At 62.6% G+C, this 25,181-nt stretch carries 24 protein-coding genes; 8 read left to right on the top strand and 16 right to left on the bottom strand.

The features are described 5' to 3' along the window. Position 1 precedes the first annotated feature (1 nt). Positions 2 to 1,096: a histidinol-phosphate transaminase gene (locus IAU67_RS03550; protein ID WP_151843112.1), complete on the bottom strand. Its 1,095-nt coding sequence runs from the start codon at positions 1,094 to 1,096 to the stop codon at positions 2 to 4. Between the two features lie 9 nt (positions 1,097 to 1,105). Beyond that, entirely contained in the window at positions 1,106 to 2,413 is a 1,308-nt protein-coding gene (gene hisD / locus IAU67_RS03545; RefSeq protein WP_151843111.1) for a histidinol dehydrogenase, read from the bottom strand. A gap of 30 nt (positions 2,414 to 2,443) precedes the next feature. Between hisD and IAU67_RS03540 the strand changes: the two genes are divergently transcribed. Then, the gene (locus IAU67_RS03540; RefSeq protein WP_151843110.1) at positions 2,444 to 3,838 is read left to right on the top strand and encodes a hypothetical protein; all 1,395 of its coding nucleotides are present in this window, start codon (positions 2,444 to 2,446) and stop codon (positions 3,836 to 3,838) included. Here the strand turns inward: IAU67_RS03540 and IAU67_RS03535 are convergent. Together IAU67_RS03535 and IAU67_RS03530 are read right to left on the bottom strand one after the other, a co-directional pair. Further along, positions 3,835 to 4,323: a hypothetical protein gene (locus IAU67_RS03535; RefSeq protein ID WP_151843109.1), complete on the bottom strand. Its 489-nt coding sequence runs from the start codon at positions 4,321 to 4,323 to the stop codon at positions 3,835 to 3,837. The two genes, IAU67_RS03540 and IAU67_RS03535, sit on opposite strands and share 4 nt — an antisense overlap. Before the next feature lie 10 nt (positions 4,324 to 4,333). Then, a complete protein-coding gene (locus IAU67_RS03530; RefSeq protein WP_151843108.1) occupies positions 4,334 to 5,005 on the bottom strand; it encodes a hypothetical protein in 672 nt (223 codons plus the stop codon). Between the two features lie 23 nt (positions 5,006 to 5,028). Here IAU67_RS03530 and IAU67_RS03525 point away from each other — a divergent pair, with 23 nt between their 5' ends. Genes IAU67_RS03525 through IAU67_RS03510 form a run of 4 tightly spaced genes read left to right on the top strand, consistent with a single transcriptional unit; the run spans position 5,029 to position 7,684 of the window. Continuing rightward, positions 5,029 to 5,490, top strand: a complete 462-nt coding sequence (locus IAU67_RS03525; RefSeq protein ID WP_151843107.1) for a TetR/AcrR family transcriptional regulator — start codon at positions 5,029 to 5,031, stop codon at positions 5,488 to 5,490. Between the two features lie 10 nt (positions 5,491 to 5,500). Continuing rightward, on the top strand, positions 5,501 to 6,262 hold the full coding sequence (locus IAU67_RS03520; RefSeq protein ID WP_151843106.1) for a BRCT domain-containing protein: 762 nt from the start codon (positions 5,501 to 5,503) through the stop codon (positions 6,260 to 6,262). Positions 6,263 to 6,294: 32 nt separating this feature from the next. Next, positions 6,295 to 6,771 (top strand): hypothetical protein, encoded by a 477-nt coding sequence (locus IAU67_RS03515; protein ID WP_151843105.1) that lies wholly within the window; start codon positions 6,295 to 6,297, stop codon positions 6,769 to 6,771. After that, positions 6,749 to 7,684, top strand: coding sequence for a GTP pyrophosphokinase (locus IAU67_RS03510; protein WP_308240243.1), 936 nt, complete (start codon positions 6,749 to 6,751; stop codon positions 7,682 to 7,684). The genes IAU67_RS03515 and IAU67_RS03510 overlap by 23 nt, the downstream gene beginning before the upstream one ends. Here the strand turns inward: IAU67_RS03510 and IAU67_RS03505 are convergent. From IAU67_RS03505 to dnaE, 4 genes are read right to left on the bottom strand one after another with little or no spacing between them, the layout of a single operon-like run. After that, entirely contained in the window at positions 7,674 to 8,021 is a 348-nt protein-coding gene (locus IAU67_RS03505) for an RNA-binding S4 domain-containing protein (protein ID WP_151843103.1), read from the bottom strand. The two genes, IAU67_RS03510 and IAU67_RS03505, sit on opposite strands and share 11 nt — an antisense overlap. After that, complete coding sequence (locus IAU67_RS03500; RefSeq protein ID WP_151843102.1) at positions 8,018 to 8,248, bottom strand: hypothetical protein; 231 nt, start codon at positions 8,246 to 8,248, stop codon at positions 8,018 to 8,020. The genes IAU67_RS03505 and IAU67_RS03500 overlap by 4 nt, the downstream gene beginning before the upstream one ends. Positions 8,249 to 8,258: 10 nt before the next feature. Further along, positions 8,259 to 8,876, bottom strand: coding sequence for a YigZ family protein (locus IAU67_RS03495; protein ID WP_151843101.1), 618 nt, complete (start codon positions 8,874 to 8,876; stop codon positions 8,259 to 8,261). Further along, positions 8,876 to 12,445, bottom strand: coding sequence for a DNA polymerase III subunit alpha (dnaE, locus tag IAU67_RS03490; RefSeq protein ID WP_151843100.1), 3,570 nt, complete (start codon positions 12,443 to 12,445; stop codon positions 8,876 to 8,878). The genes IAU67_RS03495 and dnaE overlap by 1 nt, the downstream gene beginning before the upstream one ends. A gap of 77 nt (positions 12,446 to 12,522) precedes the next feature. Between dnaE and IAU67_RS03485 the strand changes: the two genes are divergently transcribed. After that, positions 12,523 to 13,680 (top strand): amino acid deaminase/aldolase, encoded by a 1,158-nt coding sequence (locus IAU67_RS03485; protein WP_151843099.1) that lies wholly within the window; start codon positions 12,523 to 12,525, stop codon positions 13,678 to 13,680. Here the strand turns inward: IAU67_RS03485 and rarD are convergent. The 4 genes from rarD to lspA are packed head-to-tail and all read right to left on the bottom strand — an operon-like array spanning position 13,673 to position 16,599. Next, positions 13,673 to 14,551: an EamA family transporter RarD gene (rarD, locus tag IAU67_RS03480; RefSeq protein WP_151843098.1), complete on the bottom strand. Its 879-nt coding sequence runs from the start codon at positions 14,549 to 14,551 to the stop codon at positions 13,673 to 13,675. The genes IAU67_RS03485 and rarD overlap by 8 nt on opposite strands. Then, on the bottom strand, positions 14,548 to 15,171 hold the full coding sequence (locus IAU67_RS03475; protein ID WP_151843097.1) for a hypothetical protein: 624 nt from the start codon (positions 15,169 to 15,171) through the stop codon (positions 14,548 to 14,550). Before IAU67_RS03475 ends, rarD begins: the two co-directional genes overlap by 4 nt. Then, complete coding sequence (locus tag IAU67_RS03470; RefSeq protein WP_151843181.1) at positions 15,164 to 16,081, bottom strand: RluA family pseudouridine synthase; 918 nt, start codon at positions 16,079 to 16,081, stop codon at positions 15,164 to 15,166. Before IAU67_RS03470 ends, IAU67_RS03475 begins: the two co-directional genes overlap by 8 nt. A gap of 20 nt (positions 16,082 to 16,101) precedes the next feature. Then, positions 16,102 to 16,599 (bottom strand): signal peptidase II, encoded by a 498-nt coding sequence (gene lspA / locus IAU67_RS03465; RefSeq protein ID WP_225723593.1) that lies wholly within the window; start codon positions 16,597 to 16,599, stop codon positions 16,102 to 16,104. A gap of 40 nt (positions 16,600 to 16,639) precedes the next feature. Here lspA and IAU67_RS03460 point away from each other — a divergent pair, with 40 nt between their 5' ends. Next, positions 16,640 to 17,560, top strand: a complete 921-nt coding sequence (locus tag IAU67_RS03460; protein WP_225723592.1) for a DUF6263 family protein — start codon at positions 16,640 to 16,642, stop codon at positions 17,558 to 17,560. Between the two features lie 18 nt (positions 17,561 to 17,578). Here the strand turns inward: IAU67_RS03460 and IAU67_RS03455 are convergent, their stop codons facing one another. Continuing rightward, complete coding sequence (locus IAU67_RS03455) at positions 17,579 to 18,235, bottom strand: WKL family lipoprotein (protein ID WP_151844372.1); 657 nt, start codon at positions 18,233 to 18,235, stop codon at positions 17,579 to 17,581. Positions 18,236 to 18,309: 74 nt separating this feature from the next. On the opposite strand from IAU67_RS03455, the gene IAU67_RS03450 reads away from it, so the two are divergent. Next, positions 18,310 to 19,329 (top strand): asparaginase, encoded by a 1,020-nt coding sequence (locus tag IAU67_RS03450; protein WP_151843094.1) that lies wholly within the window; start codon positions 18,310 to 18,312, stop codon positions 19,327 to 19,329. Here IAU67_RS03450 and IAU67_RS03445 read toward each other — a convergent pair. The 3 genes from IAU67_RS03445 to IAU67_RS03435 form a co-directional block, all read right to left on the bottom strand. Further along, the gene (locus tag IAU67_RS03445) at positions 19,301 to 20,575 is read right to left on the bottom strand and encodes a DNA polymerase IV (protein WP_244960843.1); all 1,275 of its coding nucleotides are present in this window, start codon (positions 20,573 to 20,575) and stop codon (positions 19,301 to 19,303) included. The genes IAU67_RS03450 and IAU67_RS03445 overlap by 29 nt on opposite strands. Before the next feature lie 34 nt (positions 20,576 to 20,609). After that, positions 20,610 to 23,792 (bottom strand): isoleucine--tRNA ligase, encoded by a 3,183-nt coding sequence (ileS, locus tag IAU67_RS03440; protein ID WP_151843092.1) that lies wholly within the window; start codon positions 23,790 to 23,792, stop codon positions 20,610 to 20,612. Positions 23,793 to 24,030: 238 nt separating this feature from the next. After that, complete coding sequence (locus IAU67_RS03435; protein ID WP_151843091.1) at positions 24,031 to 25,107, bottom strand: DivIVA domain-containing protein; 1,077 nt, start codon at positions 25,105 to 25,107, stop codon at positions 24,031 to 24,033. Positions 25,108 to 25,181: the final 74 nt, after the last annotated feature.

The raw sequence follows: 25,181 nt of genomic DNA, 5'->3' as shown, positions 1-25,181 counted from the left end.
GTTATGTCTCCTTAAAAATCTTTGCCGTGGCCGCCAGGAATGCGTCATTTTCCTGTGGGAGCCCAATAGTGGCGCGCAGCCACCCCGGAACACCTACGTCGCGAATGAGCACGTCGTGATCCAAATACTGCTGCCAGATAGCGGCGGCATCGTCCACAGGGCCGAAGAAAATAAAATTCGAATGGCTATCGATCACGCGGATTCCCGCGGCACGCAGCTCCGCGACCACACGATCGCGTTCCGCCGCCAGCGTCGCGACCGTCGCCAGGGTATCCTCGCTGTGCCTCAGCGCCACCCGCGCCGCAGCCTGGCTCAAAGTGGACAGGTGGTACGGCAGACGCACCAGCATCACAGCTTCAATAAATGCGGGGTCGGCCACGAAATAGCCCAGTCGGCCGCCGGCGAAGTCAAATGCCTTGGACATCGTCCGGGAGACCACCAGCTTATTCGGGAACTCCTCCAACAGCGTTAATGCGCTCGGAGAATCGGTGAACTCCGCATAGGCCTCATCCACAATCACGATGCCAGGGGCAGCCTTCGTCACCGCGCGAATATCATCCAGAGGAGTGAGGTTTCCGGTCGGGTTGTTGGGCGTCGTAATAAAAACGACATCCGGCGAGTGCCTGTCGATTTCCTGCAACGCCGCAGCCACGTCAATGGCAAAATCGTCCGATTCCTGGCGCTCCACCGCAATGAATTCCGTGTGCGTACCCGCGCACAAAATCGGGTGCATCGAATAACTCGGGACAAATCCCATCGCGGAGCGCCCCGGCCCGCCGAAAGCCTGCAGCAGCTGCTGCAGCACCTCGTTGGATCCGTTGGCGGCCCACACCATCGATGCATCGACGGTCACGCCCGTCTGCCGGCTCACATATGTCGCAAGGTCCTCTCGCAGATCCACGCAATCGCGCTCCGGGTAACGGTTCAAGGTGCGCCCCAGCCGCGCCACTTCCTGGGCGATATCGTCAACGATCGCCTCCGATGGAGCAAAAGGGTTTTCGTTCGTGTTCAGCTGGTTTGCTACGTGCAGCTGGGGTGCGCCATAGGCGGATTGTCCCCGCAGCTCGTCGCGCAGGGGTAGATCGTGCAATGCCATAACTACTCCTTAGTGTTCTTCGAAGCGTGCCTTGATGGCCTCGCCGTGTGCGGGCAGTCGCTCGGCCTGGGAGAGCGTGATGACTGTCTCGGAAATCTCGCGCAGGGCGTCCTTGGTGTAGTTCACCACGTGTACCGATTTGAGGAACGTGTGGGTGGACAGGCCGGAGGAATGGCGGGCCGTACCGCTGGTGGGCAGCACATGGTTGCTGCCCGCGGCGTAGTCGCCGAGGGGGACGGGGCTGTAGCGACCCACGAAAATTGCGCCCGCGTTGGTGATGCCCGCTGCGTCGCGCTGCGCATTCGCCGTGTGCACCTCCAGGTGTTCTGCCGCGTATGCGTCTGCCACCCGACGCCCAGCCTCCATGTCATCGACCATCACAATGCCTGACTGCTGCCCGTTGAGCGCTTCCGCTACGCGGTCTGCATTGAGAGTCTGCTCATAGCGTGCAGCGATTTCTTTCTCCACGGCATCTGCGAGCTCGGTGGAATCGGTGATCAGCACGCTTGCGGCCATGGGATCGTGCTCGGCCTGACTGATGAGGTCATAGGCAACCTCCACGGGGTCCGCCGACTTATCGGCCAGGATGGCGATCTCCGTGGGGCCGGCCTCCGAGTCAATCCCCACCACCGAGCGGACCAGGCGCTTAGCCGCCGTGACGAAGATATTGCCGGGGCCGGTGATGATGTCGACCGGCTCCAGGTCCTCGTCGCCGTAGGCCATGAGGGCCACGGCCTGGGCGCCGCCCACGGCCCAGACTTCATCCACTCCGAGGAGCTTGCAGGCAGCCAGCACAGTGGTGTGCGGCCACCCGGTGTCCTGCGGCGGGCTGGAAACCACCAGGGACTGCACGCCAGCTTCCTGGGCGGGCACAACATTCATAATCACCGACGATGGGTACACGGCCTTACCGCCCGGCACGTACAACCCCACGCGCTGGATCGGGATCCAGCGCTCGGACACCACGCCGCCCGGCGCGATCTCCACGTCGTGGTCTTGGGGAACCTGGGTAGCGTGGAAGGCGCGGACTCGGCGAATGGCCTCCTCCAGGGCGGTGATTTCGGCGGCTGGGAGTGCGTCGACGGCGGCGTCGATAATAGACTGCGGCACCTGGATGGCTTCGGGGCGCACGCCATCGAACGTCTCGCCGTAGTCCAGTGCGGCGGCGGCTCCGCGCTCCCTCACCGCATCCACCACAGGTGCTACCTGGGGAATCACAGAATCCACATCCGTTCCCCCTCGGGGTAATACTCGACGGAGCTGGGAGGTGGACGGGACGTTTCCGCGAAGATCGGTGCGACGCAACTGGATAGACATGCCTAAAGTCTAATCTCTAAAGTGTAATTTATGCACACTACCCTGGAGTCGCTCCTTCGCTCGTCAGCCCAGGCCGCCAAGGATGGCCGGACTGCTGAGAGCTGGCGCATCATGCACCAGTACGCCACACAGTTCTGGTTGGAGGAGCCCACGGAGCCGCTGGGTGAGTTTTATTCTCTGCGCGCCGGCGCCGCCGACTGCCTGGGTATGGCCGATGAGGCAGTACACGCGCTGCAGGAGATGCAGTCCTGGGCCGAGACCCACGATCCGGCGGTTGCTCTCATCGCTCGGGCGCACCTCGCGTATCAATCGATCAACGGGGAAACCCAGACCGTTGAGCTTCCCGACGCCGGCGCGATGTTGGAGGAGTTGGCTAAAGACCTGACGGAGTATGCGAACTCTGAGTGGGATAGCACCACGGCGGGCAAGCTGGTGCTGGCGAGTACGACGGCCTACACCGTGGCATCCAATATCGAGGGCGCGGCCATGGCTCCCCAGTTTGCTGAGTTCGTGCGCACGTTTGGCACGCGGGCGCCCTCCGAGGCCGATCGGCAGTTATGGTTCGCGCAGGAGGCGTGGACCCAAGGCCACCCGGAGAAGGCAAGAGCGCTGGCTGAGGAGATTCTTCAGAAGTTTCCGGACAACGCGATCACGCGTTTCGAGGCCTATGACATGCTCGCGCACTTCGATCTGATGGAGTGTTTGGCGAACGAGGATACGTACTCGGAGTCCATCGCGGAACACTGGGAGACCTGCGCATACATCGCCTGCGAGCTGAACGCCCCGCTGATCGCGCTGCGCCGCACGGAGCTTGCCTGCCGCGGCTTCATGGCCTGCGGCAAGGAGGAGAGGGCCTACCGCCTGGCCCGCACCATGCTGGATGAGATGGAGGCTGCACCGATATCGCCAGCGATTCTTGAGCTCAGCGCGGCCTGCGCCGAGGCGGCCTACGAGATCGAGGACTTCAGCTATGCGCTCACACTAGCCCGAGGCACTGCCGAGTGGTGCGAGATGAACGGCGACTTAGATAATGCGGTGCAATGCTACACCGTCGCGTCCCTGTCGAGCATGTATCTGGGTGAGCCCACCGTCGAACTCCAGGAGCGACGAGCCGCGGTACTGGCACGGCTGGAAAACTACATCGCGGCAGCTCAGGCTTATTTCGCACTGGCCATCGACTCGAACGACATTGAGTATGCCCACAAAGGCTGGGACATCCTGCGCAAGGATCCTGCTCACCCGGATTACCTCTGGGTGGTTGCCGAGGCACACCTCACGAACGCGACCGTTTTCTTGAATAATCGAGAACTGGAGTTCGCCGATAAAACACTCGACATCGCCGAGGATCTGGTGACGGCTCTGCCGGATGCAGAGGATCTTGAGGTGATGCTGCAGGAGCTCAAGCAGCGGCGCAGCGAACTCTAGTCGGCGTCGCCGGGGTGCCCGGCCATCATCACGTTCGCTGAGATCCAATAGCAGCACAGCGCAATCGTGGGGGCAGCCAACAAACCAACGGAAGGGCGCACCAGGGTGGCGACCTCCACCACGGTCCCCGGAGCGGGCTTTCCCTCTACGAGTGGGTGGAACACATCCACCAAGTACGAACCAAAGAACAGGAACCACCAGGTGGCAAGGGCCACCACCAGCGTGGTCCACAGCATCGGCCACACACCACGCCTCTGGGATCTAAACACCCACAGCGCAGTGCCCAGCCCTAACACCGTGGTTGCGAAAACGAAGCGGACAAACGCGGAAAAGCCCGCTCCTTCGGTCCCGGGGATGCTCTCCGCACCATGGGAAGGCGTCACCAAAACCTCAGTAAGCGGGTAGGTCCACGCCCACACTGCAGCGCCGAGGCTAAACACCACGCAGGTAACCCACAGCACCAACGCACTTTGTTTCATGGACACCTAGCGTTGTTTAGGAGGATGGGCAGAGCTTCCACTGCCCATTTTCACGGGCGAACGGAAGATTGTCCGATGCTCCAGCGGCGGAGACGTTCGCTGTCGCGTGATCACCGTTGACCTGAATGTCATTGACGGCGAGTTTCGGCATGTTGCTATTCACCTCGACGAACTGTTGGTTAGCAGATGCGGCAGCAATCGACTGCTTCACTGCTCCGATACCACCATTGCGCTCCAGGAACGGGGTGCAGGCGTTATCCGCGGCGGCGTTCAAGTAGTTCTCCACGGTGCCGCCGCCCAGCTTGTCCACCACTGCCGTGATTTGCTGACGATCCGCATCGTTTGCAGGCTGGCCACCCTCAATGGGCTTCACCACGCCGCCACCAATCGCTGGAAGAGCAGGTCCTCCCGGTGCCGTCTCCTCCCCTTCTGCAGGGCGTGGCTGCCCCTCAGCAGGCTGCTCACCCTCGGCCTTCTTCGCTTCTTCAGCCTTTTTCGCTTCGTCTGCCTTCTTGGCTTCCTCGTCCTGCTTGGCCTTGTCTCCCTCTGGAGCGTCTGTAGACGACGCAGAGGCAGAACTGCTCTGCTTCATCGAGGCATTCTGGTCGGCCTCATCATCGGAACCACAGGCGGTCAACAACATCGGGACCGCCAGAACAGCGGCAACAAAAGACTTGCGATAATTCATGTTCCTAAGACTACCCTTAAAGAGTGCAATTACACAGAGCTTTGATCCTCGAAACCGCCACGGACATCCTCCGCGAGTACGGTTTGGCCGATCTCACGATGCGCCGCCTAGCCCGCCAACTCGGGGTGGCGCCTGGCGCCCTTTACTGGCATTTCTCCAGCAAGCAGGCGCTTTTGGGAGCAATAGCAGACACGCTCATTCAAGGAATCAACCACAACGAAGAGGATCTCGAGACATATTGCGCAGCGTTGTTCACCGCTCTGTGTTCACTCCCGTCCGGGGCTGAAATCACACTCGCCGCATCCGCCTCGGGAACGTTGGAGCACGATCCCAGCACCCACCTTTCCCCGGCAGTGTGGCATTACGTCCTCGGCGCGGCGATGGATCACCAAGCACGCGAGGAAGCCGCGCAACGGCTGGGCGTCGACGAACCACACAACATCGACGTGATACCCGGCGTGCGCGCATTGCTGAGCACCCACTAGGCTGGGGCACATGCACGCGCGCGGAGCAGACATCCAGATCACACCCGACCACATCAAGGTCACACGCACGGGGCTGGCGAACAACCTCTGGGACAACGCCACGATCCCGGCGTCCTCCCTGATCGGCTGGTATAAAAAAGCACCGGATACCCACTCCCCCGGCCACATCGACCTGCTGCACGACGGGGATCCGGTGCGCATCAATTTCTCAGCAGGTCGCGCGGATGACTTTCGTGTGATCGATGGGCGGCTGACCGCGCTGCAGGCGGGCTACCCTCTCGACGAGGTTCCTGGCGACCCGGCGTCGGTAGGATCAGACTCCGCACGGCCTGACTCCACTGGACCTAACACTGCTGGACCCAGCGCTAACGGACCTAGCGCTAACGGACCTAGCGCCGAGGAATGGGTGGCGGAGGCAGCAGAGTCCGGCAGCTCGCGCACCTCGAAGACCCCCACGCGAGCCCCATGGTCGAAGGTCGCCACCCCAGATGTGGTGCCTGAAACGAACACGGACGCGGACATCGACGGGCAGATCTACGGCCAGGTGGTGTGCGTCACCGGCGACGTGGAACCCTACTCCAAGGGTGACGTGTGGAACATGATTGCGCAGGCTGGCGGCAAGGTCTCCAAGTCCGTCACGAAGAAAACCACGATGCTCGTGGTCGGAGAATGGGCCAGCGTGACCTCCAAGGAAAAGCGCGCCAGGGAGCTCAAAGACAAGGGCCAGGAGATCACGATCGTCAGCTTCGAAGATTTTTTGACGATGGTGTGAACCTTTTCAGGCGCCGCGGAGTCTAACAATGCATGTTAAGACTTACTGACGCACCCTTTGACCTCTTCACCCTGCCGCCCCGCGTGGGTATCGGCGACGACCTCAACGTGGAGATCCCCGACGGCGCCGGAATGCTGCGCGACCGCTGGGATGTCGCCGCAGACAAGCTCTTCGAGACGCTCATTAGCCTCGCGGACGATGGGCAGTATCTCCAGTACGCATGGCTGGATGATCACACCACCGCCCGCGTACGCATCATCAACGACGCGTATCCCGCAACGCACACGCTCACCCATCCCAAGCTCATCCGTTTCTTGCGCACCTCCCTCACCGCCCTGTTCGGCTGCGAGCCCGTGATTTACGTCCAGGGTGATTTGATCTGCGCTCGGCCTCAATACCTGGCCGGAACCATCAAGGAGTGGAAGGGCCCCTATGAGATCTCCACCGGGTATTGCTTGCAACCCCCGCAATGCAATAATGACAAGAATGAAGCATCTCCACGACTATGATGCCTGGATCGCCACTCATCGTGACTATGTAGAGCACCTGCGCCGCCGCGTCATTGACGAGTTGGACGACGCCGGCCTCGCTTTCGACCAGGTGACCATCCGCATCAAGGATCGCGAGAGCTATGCCAAGAAGATCGCCAATCCTGCGCTGCCCGATTACAAGGACTTTCGCAGCGCCCACGACATCATCGGAATCCGTGTCATTACGTTCCACTCTTCCCAGATCCCGCAGTTGGTGGATGTGCTGAGCGACCTCTTTGATGTGGTCTCTGTGATTGATAAGGCCGCCGAAACGGCAAAGGAAGGACGCTTTGGATACGCCTCGCAGCACCTCATTGTGCAGGAGGACGGGCAGCTCATCGAGATTCAGCTGCGCACGGTACTTCAACACGCGTGGGCGGAGTTCGAGCACGACGTGCGCTATAAGAACCCACAGCACGATGATCCCCAGATCGCGCGCGCCTTTACGCTGGCTGCGGGCTTGATTGAGTTGGCGGATCAGCAGTTCGACAAGGTCGCCGACATCGTGGAATCCGTGCGTGATGGCCGCGCGAGCGGAACGTTGGAAGCCTCCCACCTGCCGAAGCAGATCACCCGGCTGGTCGGCGAGGACTACCCGATGTCCCGGGCGGATTATTACACTTATGCCATCGACATGTTGGCGGCCCACGACCTCACCACCGTGGATGACCTCGCTGATCTCCTCGCGCCGGAGAACATCACGCAGCTCACCACAGCGATGGGCTACCGGTTCAAACCGGGCCAGGTGCGCCTGGTCGATGACATGCTGCTGTTCACCTACGGCCGGGAGCACATCCGCAAGACCGTGCACATTGGGGAAACCACTGCCAGCCGGCCGGGGCGTCTGGGCACTCGCTGGCAGCAGCTGGGCCAGCGGACGATTAACGAATAAACTTCTCCAACTGCCGGCGCTCGCGCTTCGTCGGCCGTCCCGCACCGCGGTCGCGTCGAGGCATCGCGGGGATCAACGGCGGTGGCGGCGAGTGGTCAATGTAAGCCGCCCGGGCCAGGGGCGCGCCCACGCGCTTACTCAGAAGCTGGGTGACCTCCAGAACGTACTCGCGATGGTGGGCCCACACCCGCACCCTGTCCCCCACCACAACAGACTGCGAGGGCTTCACCGTCACATCGTTGATCTTCACATGCCCGGCGCGGCACGCTTCAGCCGCGGCGGTGCGGGTTTTGAAGATCCTCACCGACCAGACCCAGGCGTCGATCCGGGTGCTCACCACTCGTCCTTGTGAGAAGCGATGGCACGGATCTTAAAGTAGCCCACGCCGCATACGGCCACGGCGATAAGCGGAACGATGAAGAGAAGGAAGTTGTTGCTCATCACGGCTCCGGCGATGAGGGAGGCCACGGCCACCACGATGGTCACCAGGCTCACGCGGGCGTACTTGCGCACCTCCGCTTTGCGTTGTGCAATGATGTCGCCGTTGTAGTTATCCATGCTCATGCCGGTTAGTCTAGTCAATCCAGACGGTGGCATCACCACGCACATCCACGGTTCCGCCTGTGGCTTGTGCCACCACGGCCTCCAGAGCGTCCGGTGCCGTGGTCGCGACCGTCATCGTGACATGTTCTGCATAGTCAACGTTCGTGATGGTGTGCCCCGCGTTGCGGATCTCCGCCTCCAGTTTCCCAGCCTGTGCGTGATCGACGTCGATGAAGCGCTCATGAACTGAGTGGCGCGTGGTGATCGTGGCGGTGTCCAGTGCGGCCTTGGTGGCGTCGTGATAGGCCCGGACCAGCCCGCCGGTGCCCAAAAGCACGCCACCGAAGTAGCGGACCACCACGGCGGTAATATCCATGTATCCGCGCAGCACATCCAGCATCGGCTGCCCGGCGGTGCCGGCGGGTTCGCCGTCATCGCTGGAGCGTTCGATCGGCTGCGCATCGTCCTGGTGGATGATGAAGGCACTGCAGTGATGCCGGGCGTCCGGGTAGCGCGCGCGAATGTCCTGGATGAACTGCCTGGCTTCGTCCTCCGTTTCGGTCCTGCGGATAAAACCGAGGAATTGCGAGCGTTTAATCTCCAGTTCGGCGCTGTATTCTTCCGGGCCGGGGCGTCGGTAGCTCTCCATTAGGACAGCACGCCTTCCCACGTCGATGCCTTGAGCGCACCAATGAGGCCGGAGGATTTATCCACACGCATCTCTGGCGCCAGGAGGAATTGGACGGTTTCGTCGCCATCAAGCAAAGTCAAATACACGTCGGAATCGCCCTTATGCTGGCTCAGCACACGCTTGAGGCGTTCCATATTCGCCGGCGTGGCCTGCTCCACGCGAATATTCAGCCGCAGCGGAATACCGGATCCCGCGCCCACGCTGAGCTCCGCGGAACGGAGATCTTCGCAAAACAGGCTCATGCGATCGTCTTTGTAATTCACGCGCGCCTTGGCCAGCACAATATTGTCCTCGACAATTTGCGGCGCGACCATTTGATAGGTCTTCGCGAACACGAGGAGCTCCACCTGCGCGCCGTGCTGGTCCTCCAGCGTGGCGATCACCCAGGTTTGTCCGTTGCGGTCCACGCGCCGGTCCACGCCGCTGATAATGCCGCCGATTTTCACTTCCTTCTTGTTCGGAAGTTCGCGGGAAAGCACCGCGGTCAGCGGCGTATCCACCTGCGCGTCCAGGGCATCCTCAAAACCGTCCAGCGGGTGGCCGGAGACGTACAGCCCCAGCATGTCGCGTTCCAGGGACAGCTGATGCTTGCGCTCCCATTCCTGTTCCGGGACGTCCACGCGGAATGCCTCCGACGCCGCCGCGTCGTCCCCCAGGCCACTAAACAGGTCGAACTGTCCCTTCGCAGCGGCTTTTTTGGTGCTGATGACGGAGTCCACGGCTTCCTCGTGGACGAGCATCAGCCCCTTGCGAGAGTGTCCCAAAGAGTCGAAGGCGCCGGCCTTGATGAGGGATTCCGTGACGCGTTTAGAAGCGGCGACCACATCGATTTTGTCCAGGTAGTCGGAGAAGTCCTTGAAGTGGCCGTGCTTCTTGCGAGAGGCGATGATGGATTGCACCACGTCTTCGCCGACGTTGCGCACAGCACCCAGTCCGAAGCGGATGTCCTCCCCCACGGATTGAAAGGTGTAGGCGGATTCGTTGACATCGGGCGAGAGCACCTTGATACCCAGGTGACGGCAGTCTGCCAGATAAATGGCGGACTTATCCTTCTTATCGGACACGGAAGTCAGCAGAGCTGCCATGTATTCCGGCGCGTAATTCGCCTTAAGGTAGGCCGTCCAGAAGGACACCAATCCGTAGCCTGCCGCGTGGGATTTGTTAAATGCATATCCGGCGAAGGGAAGAATGGTTTCCCACAGGGTGTTAATAGCCTCAGTCGAGTAGCCATTGGCCTTCATGCCGGACTCGAAGGTCACGAATTCTTTTTCCAGCACCTCGGGCTTCTTTTTACCCATGGCTTTGCGGAATCCGTCTGCCTGACCGGCAGTGTAGTTCGCGACCTTTTGAGAGATCCTCATGATCTGCTCCTGGTACACGATCAGACCATAGGTTTCCTCCAGAATGTCCTTGAGGGGTTCCTCCAATTCTGGGTGGATCGGGACAATAGGTTTACGGCCATTTTTGCGGTCGGCGTATTCCCAGTGCGCGCCCACACCCATGGGGCCTGGACGGTAGAGGGCCAGTGCGGCGACGATGTCGTTGAACTCGGTGGGCTGCATGCGGGTCAGCAGCTCCTGCATACCGCCGGAGTCCAGCTGGAACACCCCCAGGGTCTCGCCGCGGGCCAGCAGTTCATAGGTGGGCTTGTCGACGATGTCCAGGCCCTCGAGGTCCAGTTCGAAGTCCCTGTTGCTCTTGATGTTATCCAGGCAGTCGCCAATTACCGTGAGGTTTCGGAGGCCCAGGAAGTCCATCTTCAGCAGGCCGATGGCCTCGCAGGCAGGGTATGGCCAGCCGGTGATGAGGGCACCGTCGTTGGGGCGCTTCCACATCGGGATGCAATCCATCAGTGGCACGGAGGCCATAATCACGGCGCAGGCGTGCACGCCGGCTTGGCGGATCACGCCTTCGAGCCCCAGCGCGTCCTTGTACACCTTGGCGACGTCGGGGTCCGTTTCGATCAGTTGGCGGACCTCAGCGGCTTCGTTGTAGCGCTCGTGCTCCGGGTCGGTGATGCCGGCCAGGGGGATGTCCTTGGCCATGATCGCCGGCGGCAGCGCCTTCGTGATGCGGTCGGCCAGCTGGAAGCCCGCCTGGCCGTAGTGGGCGCGCGCGGCGTCCTTCAGGGCCTGCTTCGTTTTCACGGTACCGAAGGTGATCACCTGGGCGATCTTGTCTTCGCCCCACCGGTCGGAGGCGTATTTGATCATTTCGGACCGGCGGCGATCATCGAAGTCGATATCGATATCGGGTGCGGACGGGCGCTCGGGGTTCAGGAAGCGCTCGAACAGTAGCCCGTGTTCGATCGGGTCGATGTTGGTGATCGTGAGCGCATAAGCCACGAGCGCACCGGCGGCGGATCCACGGCCGGGGCCCACGCGGATGCCGATGCTGCGGGCGTGCTTGATGAGCTCTGCCACGATCAGGAAGTAGGAGGGGTATCCCTTCATGTCGATCACGCCGATTTCATATTCGGCGCGGTCGATGTACTCCTGGGGAACCTCGCGGCCCGGGAAGCGCTCTTCCAGGCCAGCCATCACTTCGTGGGTGAGCCAGGACGTCGGCGTGTGGCCTTCGGGAACGTCGGCGATCGGCATGCGGTCCAGCGGGTGCTCTTCCCACACCTCGCCGTAATCCTGGACGCGCTCGGCAACCCAGAGGGTGTTGTCGCAGCCCTTCGGCACCACTTTGTCCCATTGCGCGCGGATGTCCTCAGCGGAGCGCAGGTAGTAGCCGGTGCCGGAAAAAGCGAAGCGCTTGCCGCCTTCGTCCAGGGTCGGCTCATCCATGGTGGCGCCGGTTTGCACGCACAGCATCACCTCGTGTTGTGGCGCCTGCTGCTCCAGCACATAGTGGCAGTCGTTGGTGACTAGCGGCGGCAGGTTGAGCCGCTTGCCCACTTCCAGAAGATCGTCGCGGACGCGCTTTTCGATCTCCAGCCCGTGGTCCATCAGCTCCAGGAAGAAGTTGTCCTTGCCGTAGATGTCCTGCCACGTGGCGGCGGCCTCCAGGGCTTTATCGAACTGGCCCAAGCGCAGGCGGGTTTGTACGTCTCCGGAGGGGCAGCCGGTTGTGGCGATGATCCCCTCGGCGTGCTGTGCGATCAAGTCCGCGTCCATGCGAGGCCACTTGCCCAGCTGCCCTTCATAGGAGGCGTAGGAGCTCAACTTGAACAGGTTGCGCAGTCCCGTGGCGTTTTCCGCGACCATGGTCTGGTGAAGGTAGGCGCCGGAGGCGGACACGTCGTCGCGTTTTTGTTCGGGGCGTCCCCAGCGAACGCGGTCCATGTTGAAACGGGAATCGGGCGCAATGTAGGCCTCGATGCCGATGATGGGCTTCACGCCCGCGGCGGTCATCGCACGGTAGAAGGCGTCCGCGCCGAACATGTTTCCGTGGTCGGTCATACCCACGGCGGGCATTCCCTGGCGTACCACTTCCTTCGCCAGCAAGTCCACGTTGGCCATTCCGTCCAGCATGGAGTATTCGGTGTGGTTGTGGAGGTGGACAAAGGAAGAGCCGCTCATGCGCCGTAGCCTAACATAGCTTGAAAATTAAGGCGATTGTCCTGCATAGATGGGGCTGCTCAGATTATGCTTTTGGTATGAAAGCTGAAGTTCGTCAGGCAGTTGCGCACCTCGAGGCTCCGTTTTCGGTACTGGACCTGGATGCTGCCGTAGCCAATGCTGTAGATATGACCGTCCGCGCCCAGGGAACGCCGATCCGTTTGGCGTCGAAATCGATTCGTATCCCTGAGCTGATGAAGCGGATCTTGGAGCTGGACGGGTTCCACGGGATCCTTGCCTATAACCTCAATGAGGCCATCTGGCTGGTCCGCGAACACGAGTGTTCGGACATCGTGGTGGCCTACCCCACGGCAAACAAGGATGCTCTGAAGGAGCTCAATGCGTGCGACACGCTGCGCGCGCAAATCACTCTCATGGTGGATTCCGCGGAGCACCTGGATTTCATCGACGAGCATGTGCCCGGCCATGAGGAGTTGCGGGTGTGCCTGGATGTCGATGCCAGCCTGGAGTTCGGGCCGGTGCATATCGGTGCGTTGCGTTCCCCCGTCCGCACGCCGCAGGACGCCGCAACCATCACCCGTGATATTGTCCGACGCCCAGGTTTCACGTTGGTTGGAGTGATGGCCTATGAGGGGCAGATTGCTGGCACCACGGATTCCTCCCCTGCCATTGCGGTGATGAAGTCGCTGTCGACACGGGAGTTGGCGGCACGTCGCCGCAAGGTGGTTCAGGCGGTGACGGACATCGCCGGGCCGCTGGAGTTCGTCAATGGTGGTGGCACGGGCTCGATCGAGACCACGAGCCAGGAGAAGGTCATCACGGAGATCGGCGCGGGCTCGGGTGTGATCGGGCCGGCGTTGTTCGATCACTACAGGACCTTCACCCCGGAGCCGGCCGAGTGGTTCGTGCTGCCGGTGGTGCGTCGCCCCTCGCCGCAGACGGTGACGATCGCGGGCGGTGGACGTGTGGCCTCGGGCGCGATGGGCAAAGATCGACTGCCGGTGGTGGATTGGCCCTCGGGGCTGCAGATGTCCCCGCTGGAGGGCCCGGGTGAAGTACAGACTCCGCTGACGGGATCCAGCGCGCGCAATCTCCGGTTGGGTGACCACGTGTGGTTCCGGCACGCGAAGGCGGGTGAGCAATGTGAGTTCGCCGAATCCGTGGTGGTGGTCTCCGAGGGGCAGATCTACGACGAATGGCTCACCTACCGAGGCGCCGGGTTCAGCTTCACCTAGCCCGTCGGAGGGTACCGCGTCGGTTCTTGTGGGTGTTCAGCACCAGGTCGATCACGAACACGGTCACCGCGACCCAGATGATGCTGAAGCCCACCCAGCGAGCCGGAGCGATGTGTTCGTTGACCACGAACACCGCCCAGAGCATCTGCATGATCGGCGTGAGGTACTGGATCATGCCGAGGCTGGTGAGCGTCATCTCCTTAGCCGCACGCGCGAAGCACAGCAGTGGCAAGGCGGTGATCACGCCCGCCATCATCAGCAAGCCCGCGTGCACCGGGCCTTCGGTGGTGAAGGTGTTGGCGCCCGTGAACTCCAAAAACAGGATGTACAGAAGGCCCAGCGGAGCCAGGACCAGTGTCTCCGCCGTGAGGGACTGCATGGGTGACAGCGGAACCCGCTTCTTCACCAGGCCGTAAAGGCCGAAGGACACAGCCAGGCCAAGAGAGATGACCGGTGGTTGGCCCAGGGCGATCGTCAAAATGACCACCGCGACCGTCGCAATGGCCACCGACAGTGTTTGCAGCGGGCGCAGACGCTCCCTCAAGAACACCACACCCAGCACCACGCTCACCAGCGGGTTGATGAAATACCCCAGGGCCGCGTCCGCCACGTGCCCGGAGTTCACCGCCACGATGTACAGCCCCCAGTTAAAGCTGATGAGCACTGCCGCCAGCGTCACCAAGCCCCACACGCGAAGGCTCATGCCCCGAAGGGTGCCCATCTTCCGCAGGACGAGCAGCACGATCACCATGAACACCAGCGTCCACAGAAAACGGTGCGCCAAAATCTCCAGGGGCTCCGCCGGAATCAGCAACGGAAAGAACGCAGGGAAGAATCCCCACATCAGGTAGCACAGTATTCCCCAGATCATGAATTCATCGGCCTAATTCCTATACGTCCATACGCCGCCCCCACCGGGGCGGGCTCCACCACGGCTCGCTCCCCCAGCTCCTTCAGGCGCTCGGGTGCGCCGTAGACGAGCACACTCGTGATCGTGATGTCCTCGGGCTGCACTTGCGCCCGCGAACCCCACAGCGTGACCGCCTGCATCAACACGTCCTTCCTGGTATGCCCAGGCACCGGCTCCGGAATGACCCATTGCGCGCCGGGCGCGAAGTACAGGGTGCTCACGCGACCGGGGAAATCTCCCAGCACGTCGGCCAGCTGCTGGGCATTCCACGCGTCCTGAGTGGAGACCAACGCCCACCGGGCGTCTGTTCCCTCCATGGAGTCCAGCTCCCGGCGCGCGTAGTCTGCATAGTCCTGCCCCTGGTAGTCAATGGGGCCCAGCTGATCGCCGTTGATGAGTTGGGCCTTGCTCACGCGATCCGACGTCGACAGGATCACCAAACCGACTATCAAGGCCACCAAGCACAGGCCGCCCACCCAGGCCACCCACGCTGGGCGTCGGGTATCTTCCCATTCCAGCTGGCGTACCCGCTTTTTGTTTTTGGCGATCACCGTGGGGGCTCGTCGCGAGTAATCAGGCATTGTTCACCTCCCGCAGGGTGCTGAGCGCCTGGTCCAGGTCCTCCGGGTACGGGGATTGGACGGTCATCCACTGCCCGTCGGGGTGTGGGAATCCCAGCTCCACGGCGTGCAGCCACTGGCGGATCAGCCCCAAACGCTTCGCAAGCTGTGGGTCGCTGCCGTACATGGGATCGCCCACCAGGGGATGGTGCAGGCTGGAAAAGTGCACACGGATCTGGTGGGTGCGGCCCGTTTCCAACTTCACTTTCAGCAGGCTGGCCTGGCGGTGAGCCTCCAGGGTTTCGTAGTGGGTGACGGCGCGCTTGCCGTCGTCCCTCACTGCGAAGCGCCACCCGGCAGAAGGATGGCGGGCGATCGGCGCATCGATCGTGCCGCTGGTGGGATCGGGGTGACCTTGAACCAGTGCGTGATACGTCTTCGAGACCTCCCTGTTCCGGAAGGCCCTTTTCAGCACCGTATAGGCGCGTTCCGATTGCGCCACAATCATCGCGCCGGAGGTTCCCACGTCCAAGCGCTGCACAATTCCTTTTCGCTCAGGTGGCCCCGAGGTGGAAATGCGGTAGCCAGCGGCAGCCAGGCCCGCGGTCACGGTGGGCCCCTCCCATCCCAGCGTGGGGTGCGCGGCAACGCCCACGGGCTTATCCACCACCACCACGTCATCGTCGGCGTAGAGGATCCCCATTCCCTCCACAATCTGCGGAGGCTCCGCCGCCAGATCCCGCGGCGGTTCGGGGAGGGTCACATCCAGCCACGCCCCGGCCACCAGCCGGTCGGACTTTCCCACCGTGACGTGATCCTGCGTGATGGATCCAGCCGCCGCCATGTCCGCCACCACGGTGCGCGAGAGGCCGAGGAGTTTCGAGAGCCCGGCGTCGACCCTCATCCCGGCCAATCCATCTGGAACGGGCATGGAACGGGTGTCGCGCGCGGTCACGGGTGTGGCTCCTCTCGCTTCGGGTCGATGAAGATCACGGAGCACATATACAGTGCCACGCCGACGGTAATTCCCACGTCAGCGACATTGAAGATCGCGAAATCCCAGAAACTGAAGAAATCCACCACATGGCCATGCAGCCCGCCCGGCGCGCGGAACACACGGTCGATGAAGTTGCCGGCGGCCCCGCCACCGATCAAGGCGATCGGCCAGATGGCGAAGCGGGTGCGGATGCGGAAGGACAAGACAATGCAGGCCACAGCGGCGCAGAGCTGCAGGATGGCCAGCACCGGGGTGAGATCCGTGCCGAAGGAAAAGGCCGCGCCTGAGTTGCGGATGAGATACAGCCGGAACCAATCGCCCAGCACCGGGTAGGCCGTGGCCGGTTCAAGGTTCTCCACCACCCACCACTTGCTCAGCTGGTCAAGCGCGATCCATCCGGCCATGAGAGGCAGAGAAAACGTAGCGATCCGTGCGGTGGGTTGTGATGTCACAAGAAAAGAGTTTAGCGCTGGCCTGTTAGTGTGTGAACTTGTGGGTAATTCGAAACGTGTAGCACTGTTCACTGCGACCTGTGCCTCCGTCCTGTCTGCGGCGCTGACCCTCAGCGCGTGCGGCTCCGATGATGATTCTCACGGGGCCGTGGAACAGCCAGCAGCGGTGGCGGTGGCGCAGACGCCTGTCACGCTAGAGTCTGCGGGAGCCGAGCCCCGGGAGTCCCTGGCGTGGTTCAGCGACTCCGGGCAGCAGAAGGTCACGTTCAAAGCCACCCAAGGGCTAGAGCAGCACACTGAGGGAGGCTCGGGCGAGGACCTGCCCTATGAGGATGTGACGATGACGTTGCCGCTGTCCGCCTCGGTGGATACCGACGGAGAAAAGCGCACCACGTCGGTCACGGTCGGCCGGCCGAGCGGGACGAATCACGAGCGCAATGAAGATATCGCCAGCGCCGAGGGCTTCCAGATGACCACGGTGCACACCGCCGATGGCCAGGCTGTGGAGCGGACGATGGCTGCTCCCGAGGGGGCGTCCGATGCGGCGCGCGCGTCCGTGGAATCCGCGCTGACGCAGATGAATGACTTTCCGGTGGTGTTCCCCAGCGAGAAGGTGGGCATCGGCGCCCGCTGGACCGTCTCCACCAAGGTGGATGCGGGCGTGTCCATGTTCCAGGACATTACGTACACCCTCGCCGCGCGCCAGGGCAAGGATGTCACGCTGAAAATCTCTGTTGATCGACGCCCAGCGGTCACCTCCTACGGCCGCACGAACCTGACGGTGTTGGATTCGTCCACTGAGTCGCGCGGGCAGGTGAAGGTGGACTTAACGCGGGCGCTTCCGGTATCTGGGCAGCTGTCCGTCACGACTGCGTTGACCTTGGGTGATGGTGAACAGAAGGATTCTGGCACGAAGGTCATACAAAAGGCCACCACCCGTGGGCAGTGGCTTTCTGAGTAGTTTTAAGGCGCAGGAGCTTTACGGCGCAGGTGCCGGTGCTGGCGGCTCGCCTTCCGGCGCAGGTGCTGGGGCGGGAGCCGGTGCTGGTGGCTCACCCTCCGGTGCTGGGGCAGGAGCCGGCGCCTCACCTTCTGGCGCGGGTGCTGGAGCGGGAGCCTCACCGTCTGGCGCTGGCTGCACCGGATCGCCACACATCGGTGGCACGTTGTCCGGCATCACGTTTTGGATCAGGGTACATGCCCAGCGCTGGTCGAGTTTCCACTGCTCAGCGTCATAGACAAACAGCACATCGCTGATGATGACTGGTTCCTGCTCCGGCAGAGTCAGCTCCACGGTGGCCTGTGCCTGGGTGGGGATGATCTGCAGCACGGGGTCGACAACCCGCATCTCGGCGCCGGATTCGGCGCGCATGTGGGTCAGGGAGTCGAAGATTTCTGGGGCGGTCTCGCCACCGACGACGGTGGCGGCCTTTTCTTCCGTGGGAAGTTCAGGATCCACGGCTCGGTGGAGGACGTTGGTGAGCTCCTCGGTGGTTGGAGCTGGGATGGACTCCGAGGACGGCGCTGCGGAGCTGGAAGTGTTGTCAGATTTGCTGTCATCGTCCGAACCACATGCGGCCAAGGTGAGGCCGGTGGTGAGGGCGACGGATACGGCGAATGCCTTCTTCATCTTCATATCGACCATGGTACACAAGCCCCGATCTGCAAGCCGTGGGACGCAAGTGACCCCAGGGCACTACTGTGGTAGCCATGCATTCTCCTTCCCTCTCCACCGGCGAGCATCCCGCACCTGACCGCGGCCCCGTCATCGTCCTCGGAACGGGTGGCACCATCAGCTGCACGCACGGCCCGAGCGGCGACCTGGTCCCCACGCTCAGCACCGCAGATCTCGTCGCCCGCGCCGGCATTCCCGCCGAGGCGCGTGACATCCTCCACCTGGATTCCTCCAACCTCACCCTGGAAGATATCGACGCCCTTCTTCACGCCATAAACAGCGCCATCGAGGACGGCGCTGGTGGCATCATTCTGTTGCACGGGACAGACACGATGGAAGAAACCGCCATGGCCGTGGATTTCTTCTTCGCGGGCACCGTCCCCATCGTCCTCACCGGCGCGCAGCGGCCCGCCGATGATCCCCAACCGGATGGGCCGGATAACATCCGCCGCGCATACCAGGCTCTCGGCCGTAGCGCGCACTCCGGCGAGCACAGTCCTGCGGACTCCGGCTCAGAGTCTCCCGCGAGGCCTGCCGCGAGTTCCCTGGCCCCGGCGAGCGTGTCCATCGCATTCGGCCCCGACGTCCTTCCCGCGTACGGCGCCACCAAGCGGCACACCACGGATGATCGCGCGTTTGCCAACGCATCTGCCAACGCATCTGCCAGCGCCAGCCACAGCGCCACCCCCAGCACGAGACCGCTCCCCCGCCCCCAGCCCGCACCGCTTAAGCGGTTGAATGTCCCCATCGTCACGATGTTCGCCGGCGCCACGGCAGACCTGATTCCCCAGAACATCGACGGGCTCGTGGTGGAGGCTCTCGGCAGCGGCAACGTTCCCGCCGCCGTCGCTGAACGACTGTCCGAGCTCACCTGCCCCGTCATCATCTGCACCCGCGTACCGGAGGGCGAGGTGCACTTCGTCTACGGAGGCCCCGGTGGAGGCGCCTCCTTGCAGCGCGCCGGCGTCCGCTCCGGCGGCTCCTTACGCCCCAGCCAGGCGCGCATCGAGCTGCTCTGCGAGCTGACTACCAGTCGAGACTGTCCACAGGACTAGCCGGGTGCAGGGCGGGATCATCCACCTTCATGGTCTTGGTAAAGCCCGGCCCCGTGGTCCTCGTTTCAAAGCGCACCGTCACCACGTCCAGCCCGGTGCCCTGAACCCACCCATGACCCCACGTGTCATGGCGGACGTCCTGTGTGGGATACCACCCGCCGATAGCCAGCGGCTCCGGAGCTTCCTCGTGCACCACCTCCACGCGCGGGACGGGCCGGTCCTCCGTACGGTCTAGCTCGGGGAAGAGAACCTGCTGGCGGTCATGGGACAGGCCGGACAGGCCCACCCCCACCAAGCGCACGGCCCCTGATTCCTCTGGCCTGAGCAGCACTCTGCGTGCCGTGGACACAATGACGTCCAACTCGTCCGTCGGCGCGGCCAGCGTGGCCGAGCGCGTGTGAATCTGAAAATCTGCCGTCCGCGTTTTCACCGTCACGGTCCGGGCGGCGCGCCCGTCCTTCAGCAGGCGACGGTGCGCACCCTCGGCGGCTCGCTGCAGAAACGGCAGCAAGGCCTCGGTGGAGGTCACATCGCGCTCCAACGTGTGCTCGGCACTGATCTGCTTGGCTGGTCCGCGCGGCGCAACCTCGCGAGGGTCGTGGCCAGCGGCCATCGTATGCACCTCCACACCCACGTTCCCCAACAGCGCCTGCACGTCCTTCGGATCCATCGCCACGAACTGGACGATGGTATCCACCCCCACGTCGTGAAGCTTGCCCTGAGCCACCCGCCCAATGCCCCAAATATCGGACACGGGCCGCGGCCCGAACACCTCCATCCGCCGGTCGTGCTCAATCACGCACACCCCGTGGGGTTTCGCCAGGTCGCTGGCCATCTTCGCGTCCAGCTTCGTGGCGGCCATCCCCACGCTCGAGGACAGGCCGGTCGCCTCCTCCACGGCCCGCCGCAGCTCCTGCGCCCACCCCTCGGGATCGTCCGTCTCCGCGGTCGCGAATCCCTCGTCCACGGAGAGCTGCTCCACCACTCCTGCCTTGTCACGCAGGACGTCGAAAATTTTTTCCGACGCCAGCTTGTAGATCTCAAAGCGCGGTCGAACAACGACGGCCCGGCGTCGGCACAGCGTGATCGCCTGGTGCATCGGCATGGCCGAACGGGCGCCATACGCGCGGGCCTCGTAGGACGCCCCCGCGACCACGCCGCGACCGCTCACGCCGCCCACAAGCACGGGCCTGCCGCGCAACGTAGGACGGGTGAGTTGCTCCACGGATGCGAAAAACGCATCCATGTCGATATGAGCGACCCATCGACGGCCCATGGTTCTAGCGCGTGATCTGAGCCGTGCAGCCGTCTGCGATGTCGTGCTCCAGGGTCTGGTCCGTAACGACCTCGATCTCGGTGGCGAGCACTTCCCGCGCGATCGCGTCAGCGTGGCGCTGGGCCCACTCCCGCTTGTCCTCCGGAACCGAGAGGGTCACCTGGATGCGGTCGCTGATCTCCAGGCCGGAGTTCTTACGCGCCTCCTGCAGGCCACGCACGCGGTCGGCGGCCCAGCCCTCGGCCTCCAGCTCCTCTGTGATCGTGGTGTCCAGAACCACCAGGCCGGAGTGGCCGGTGACCTCGGCGGTGTTGTCCGGGTCCTGCGCCACGAGCTTGCGGCTGTACTCGCCGTCCTGCAACTCGATACCGTCGGCGACGACCGTGCCCTCGCCATTGACCTCGTAGTTGCCCGACTTCACGGCCTTGATCACGCGCTGGACATCCTTACCCAGACGCGGTCCGGCCACGCGGGCGTTCACGACCACCTCGAAGGTTCCCACACTGGATACATCGTCCGTCAAGACAACTTCCTTGACGTTCACCTCGTCGGCGATGATCTGTGTGAAGTCCTCCAGCGTGGAGGCCTCAGGTACCGCGATGGTGAGCTTCGGCAACGGCAGGCGGTTGCGCAGCTTGTGCGCCTTACGCAGCGAGCTCGTCGCAGAGCTGATCGCGCGGACGGAATCCATTGCGCGGACGAGGTCGGCGTCGGACGGCAAAACGGAGGCATCCGGGAAATCGGTCAGATGAACAGAGCGCTCACCCGTCAGGCCACGCCAGATCACCTCGGTGGTCATCGGCAGCAACGGCGCCGCCCCACGGCACAGGGTCTCCAGCACGGTATAGAGCGTGTTGAACGCCTCAGGGTGCACCTGGTCGCCCGCCCAGAAACGCTCACGGGAACGGCGCACGTACCAGTTGGTCAACGCATCGCAGAACCAACGGACCTCGTCGCAGGCGGTGGCGATGTCCGTATTTTCCAGGGCCTTGTTCACCGCAGCCACCGTCTCGTGCAGCTTGGCCAATATATACCGATCCAGCACATGGGTGGACTGGGTGTTCCACTCCGCAGGCTGGGAGGCGTAGAGCCGCAGGAAGGAGTACGCGTTCCACATCGGCAGCATCGCCTGGCGCACGCCCTCGCGGATGCCCTGCTCCGTGACAATCAGGTTGCCGCCCCTCAAGATCGGGCTGGACATCAAGAACCAGCGCATGGCATCCGAACCGTCGCGGTCGAACACCTCGTTCACATCGGGGTAATTGCCCTTGGACTTGGACATCTTCAGCCCATCGTCACCCAGCACGATGCCGTGGGCCACCACCTTCTTGAAGGCAGGACGGTCGAACAGCGCCGTGGCCAGCACATGCATGGTGTAGAACCAGCCGCGGGTCTGGCCGGAGTACTCCACAATAAAGTCCGCAGGCGAGTGGGTATCGAACCACTCCTTGTTCTCGAACGGGTAGTGCTTCTGGGCAAACGGCATCGAGCCGGACTCGAACCAGCAGTCCAGCACCTCAGGCACGCGGCGCATGGTGGACTTACCCGTCGGATCATCGGGGTTCGGGCGGGTCAACTCGTCGATGTCCGGGCGGTGCAGCGAGCGAGGACGCTCGCCGAAGTCGCGCTCCAGCTCCTCCAGGGAACCGTAGACGTCCATGCGCGGGTAGTTCTCGTCGTCAGAGACCCACACAGGGATCGGCGCACCCCAGTAACGGTTTCGAGAGATGTTCCAATCGCGGGCGCCCTCCAGCCACTTGCCGAACTGGCCGTCGCGGATGTGCGCAGGGATCCATTCGATCTGCTCGTGGTTTAGCTCCACCATGCGATCGCGGAACTTCGTCACCGCCACGAACCAGGATGGCAGGGCCATGTAGATCAGCGGCTCACCAGAACGCCAGGAGTGTGGGTAGGAGTGCTCGATTGTCTGGTGGCGGAACACGCGCCCAGCTGCCTTGAGGTCCTTGATGATGTCCTTGTTCGCATCGAACACCAGCTGCCCCTCGTAGGGGGCGGCCTGGCTGGTGAACTTGCCATCCATGTCCACGGGGATGACCAGCTCGATATCGGCCTGCTGGCAGGTGTTCATATCGTCCTCACCAAAGGCCGGAGCCTGGTGCACCACGCCGGTACCGTCTTCGGTGGTGACGTAGTCCGCCGCGAGGATCTGGAAGCCATTCTTCAACTCCGGGAAGAAGTCGAACACTGGCGTGTAGGTAAAGCCCACCAGCTTCTCACCGGGGAAGGTGGCGAGAACCTCGCGGTCTTCGCCCAGCTCCTTGGCGTAGGCGTCCACCAGGGCTTCCGCCAGCACCAGCTTCTGGCCGGCAAATCCGTCTGCGCCGGACTCCCCCACCTTCACCAGGGCGTAGGTGACCTGAGGGTTCACCGCCAACGCAGAGTTCGAGGGAAGGGTCCACGGCGTGGTGGTCCATGCGATCGCGGCGGCGTCGTTCAGTTCGGGGATCTCCGCCAGCGTAGTTTCAGCGGCCGAGCCCGGCTTCGCTCCATTGAACGGCATGGTCACGGTCAGGGTGGGGTCCTGACGCATCTTGTAGGAATCGTCCAGGCGGGTTTCCTGGTTGGACAGTGGGGTGTGCTCGGCCCAGGAATAGGGCAGGACGCGGAAGCCCTGGTAGATGAGACCCTTGTCGTACAAGGTCTTGAAGGCCCACATCACGGACTCCATGAAGTCCGGGTCCATGGTCTTGTAGCCGTTATCGAAATCGACCCAGCGGGCCTGGCGGGTGACGTAGTTCTTCCACTCATCGGTGTAGCGCAGCACCGAGGTGGCGCAGTACTCGTTGAAGGCCTGCATGCCCATCTTCTCGATACCGGCGCGGTCGGTGATGCCGAGCTGCTTTTCCGCCTCCAGCTCTGCCGGGAGACCGTGGCAGTCCCAGCCAAAGACACGGGCAACCTTCTTGCCCTTCATGGTCTGGAAGCGCGGGACGATGTCCTTCACATAGCCGGTCAGCAGGTGACCGTAGTGAGGAAGGCCGTTGGCGAAGGGAGGGCCGTCATAGAAGACGTATTCTTCCGCTCCCTCGCGCTGGCTGAGGGACTGCTCAAACGTCTTATCGGTAGCCCAGTAGTGAAGGACTTCCTTCTCCAGGCTAGGAAAGTCCGTGGGGCCACCGTTGGACATATCTTGGCGGGGGTATGCGCCGCCAGCAGGGGTGTTCATCGCTCGTCAGGTTCCTTTGTGTATCGAGATTGTTTTTCGCTTTATTTTCTAGATACACAGGGGCGCTTCTAGACCTGCGCGGTACCACCCTGATTTTTCACTTGTTCTTACAGCGTCTCGTGCTGTGAGTCCGCCCGGTTCTACTGAGCTGAGCACCTCATCGTATCGATGAGGTGCGCGGCTGTTCTTCCGGTGACGCTCCCCGGTGATGGCCGGATCGTTGCGATTTATCCTTACCTTAGCGGCGATCGCCGTTGGACTCAATGCTGCCGTTGTGAGGCGCAGCGGTACCACGGCTGTTCAGCTCTTCCAGCTGAGACTCCAGGAAGGTCTTCAGGCGAGTACGGTACTCACGCTCGTAGGTACGCAGCTCTTCGATGCGTGCCTCCAGAGCAGCCTGCTGCTTCTTCACGGTGGTCATGATCTCCGTGTGCTTGCGCTCGGCATCCTGCTGCAGCTGGGTTGCCTTGTCCTGAGCGGAGCGGATCTGAGCCTGAGACTGAGCATTCGCATCAGAGATCAGGGTCTCGGACTTCTGCTTCGCATCAGCCAGCATCTTCTCCGAACGGGTCTTCGCATCAGCCAGCTGGGACTCGGACTTCTGCTTGGCATCCGCCAGAGTGGACTTGGAGCTTGCGTCCGCGTCATCCACGGTCTTCTTGGCTGCAGCCCGAGCCTCAGACAGCATGGACTCAGACTGAGCCTTCGCATCACCGGTCAAGCGGTCAGCCATCTCCTGAGCCAGGGACAACACGCGAGCTGCCTGCATGTGGGTCTCAGGGGTAGCCGCTCCGTCAGCAGCCTCAGAGGTGGTTGCAGAGGATGCGGATGCGGCAGCTGCAGGCTGGGCGGAGTTCTTCTTCGCCTGAGCCAGCTCAGCCTCAAGCTTCTTGGCCTTGTCCTCAGCAGCGGTAGCACGAGCGTCGGCATCCTTGATGCGGGACTCGTAGCTGTCCTTCAGCTTGTCCTGGGTGGCGGAATCCTGCTCGGAGGTGGACTGTGCGCGCTGAGCCTTGTCGAGCTTGGCGCTGTACTCGCGCTCAACCTCTGCGCGAACCTCGGATTCGATGGAGCGACGCAGCTGAGCCTCGTCAACGGAGGAGGCTGCAGGCGCAGCAGTGGATGCAGAGTCACCCGTGCCAGAGGACAGGTCCTCGACCTGCTGCCTCAGATCGGCGTTTTCATCCTGCAGTTCAGCGAGAGTGTCCTCGATCAGGTCCAAGAACTGGTCAACTTCATCCTCGTTATAACCACGCTTGCCAATGGGAGGCTTGCTGAAGGCTACGTTGTGCACGTCTGCTGGAGTCAGCGGCATGGGGTCTACCTTTCCTAGTTAAATTAGAAACTGGCTCACAGCATACCAGCGGTTCGGCAAAAACACTCAACCTT

This window comes from Corynebacterium zhongnanshanii (genome assembly GCF_014490575.1).
Lineage (GTDB): Bacteria > Actinomycetota > Actinomycetes > Mycobacteriales > Mycobacteriaceae > Corynebacterium > Corynebacterium zhongnanshanii.
This window is presented reverse-complemented; position numbering and strand designations above follow the sequence as displayed.

Bases quoted from the DNA above. Each gene is read 5' to 3' on its own strand.
- IAU67_RS03550 (WP_151843112.1), bottom strand. From the start codon at position 1,096: ATGGCATTGCACGATCTACCCCTGCGCGACGAGCTGCGGGGACAATCC.
- hisD (WP_151843111.1), bottom strand. From the start codon at position 2,413: ATGTCTATCCAGTTGCGTCGCACCGATCTTCGCGGAAACGTCCCGTCC.
- IAU67_RS03540 (WP_151843110.1), top strand. From the start codon at position 2,444: ATGCACACTACCCTGGAGTCGCTCCTTCGCTCGTCAGCCCAGGCCGCC.
- IAU67_RS03530 (WP_151843108.1), bottom strand. From the start codon at position 5,005: ATGAATTATCGCAAGTCTTTTGTTGCCGCTGTTCTGGCGGTCCCGATG.
- IAU67_RS03520 (WP_151843106.1), top strand. From the start codon at position 5,501: ATGCACGCGCGCGGAGCAGACATCCAGATCACACCCGACCACATCAAG.
- IAU67_RS03515 (WP_151843105.1), top strand. From the start codon at position 6,295: ATGTTAAGACTTACTGACGCACCCTTTGACCTCTTCACCCTGCCGCCC.
- IAU67_RS03510 (WP_308240243.1), top strand. From the start codon at position 6,749: ATGAAGCATCTCCACGACTATGATGCCTGGATCGCCACTCATCGTGAC.
- IAU67_RS03500 (WP_151843102.1), bottom strand. From the start codon at position 8,248: ATGAGCATGGATAACTACAACGGCGACATCATTGCACAACGCAAAGCG.
- IAU67_RS03495 (WP_151843101.1), bottom strand. From the start codon at position 8,876: ATGGAGAGCTACCGACGCCCCGGCCCGGAAGAATACAGCGCCGAACTG.
- dnaE (WP_151843100.1), bottom strand. From the start codon at position 12,445: ATGAGCGGCTCTTCCTTTGTCCACCTCCACAACCACACCGAATACTCC.
- IAU67_RS03485 (WP_151843099.1), top strand. From the start codon at position 12,523: ATGAAAGCTGAAGTTCGTCAGGCAGTTGCGCACCTCGAGGCTCCGTTT.
- rarD (WP_151843098.1), bottom strand. From the start codon at position 14,551: ATGATCTGGGGAATACTGTGCTACCTGATGTGGGGATTCTTCCCTGCG.
- IAU67_RS03475 (WP_151843097.1), bottom strand. From the start codon at position 15,171: ATGCCTGATTACTCGCGACGAGCCCCCACGGTGATCGCCAAAAACAAA.
- IAU67_RS03470 (WP_151843181.1), bottom strand. From the start codon at position 16,081: ATGCCCGTTCCAGATGGATTGGCCGGGATGAGGGTCGACGCCGGGCTC.
- IAU67_RS03455 (WP_151844372.1), bottom strand. From the start codon at position 18,235: ATGAAGATGAAGAAGGCATTCGCCGTATCCGTCGCCCTCACCACCGGC.
- IAU67_RS03450 (WP_151843094.1), top strand. From the start codon at position 18,310: ATGCATTCTCCTTCCCTCTCCACCGGCGAGCATCCCGCACCTGACCGC.
- IAU67_RS03445 (WP_244960843.1), bottom strand. From the start codon at position 20,575: ATGGATGCGTTTTTCGCATCCGTGGAGCAACTCACCCGTCCTACGTTG.
- ileS (WP_151843092.1), bottom strand. From the start codon at position 23,792: ATGAACACCCCTGCTGGCGGCGCATACCCCCGCCAAGATATGTCCAAC.
- IAU67_RS03435 (WP_151843091.1), bottom strand. From the start codon at position 25,107: ATGCCGCTGACTCCAGCAGACGTGCACAACGTAGCCTTCAGCAAGCCT.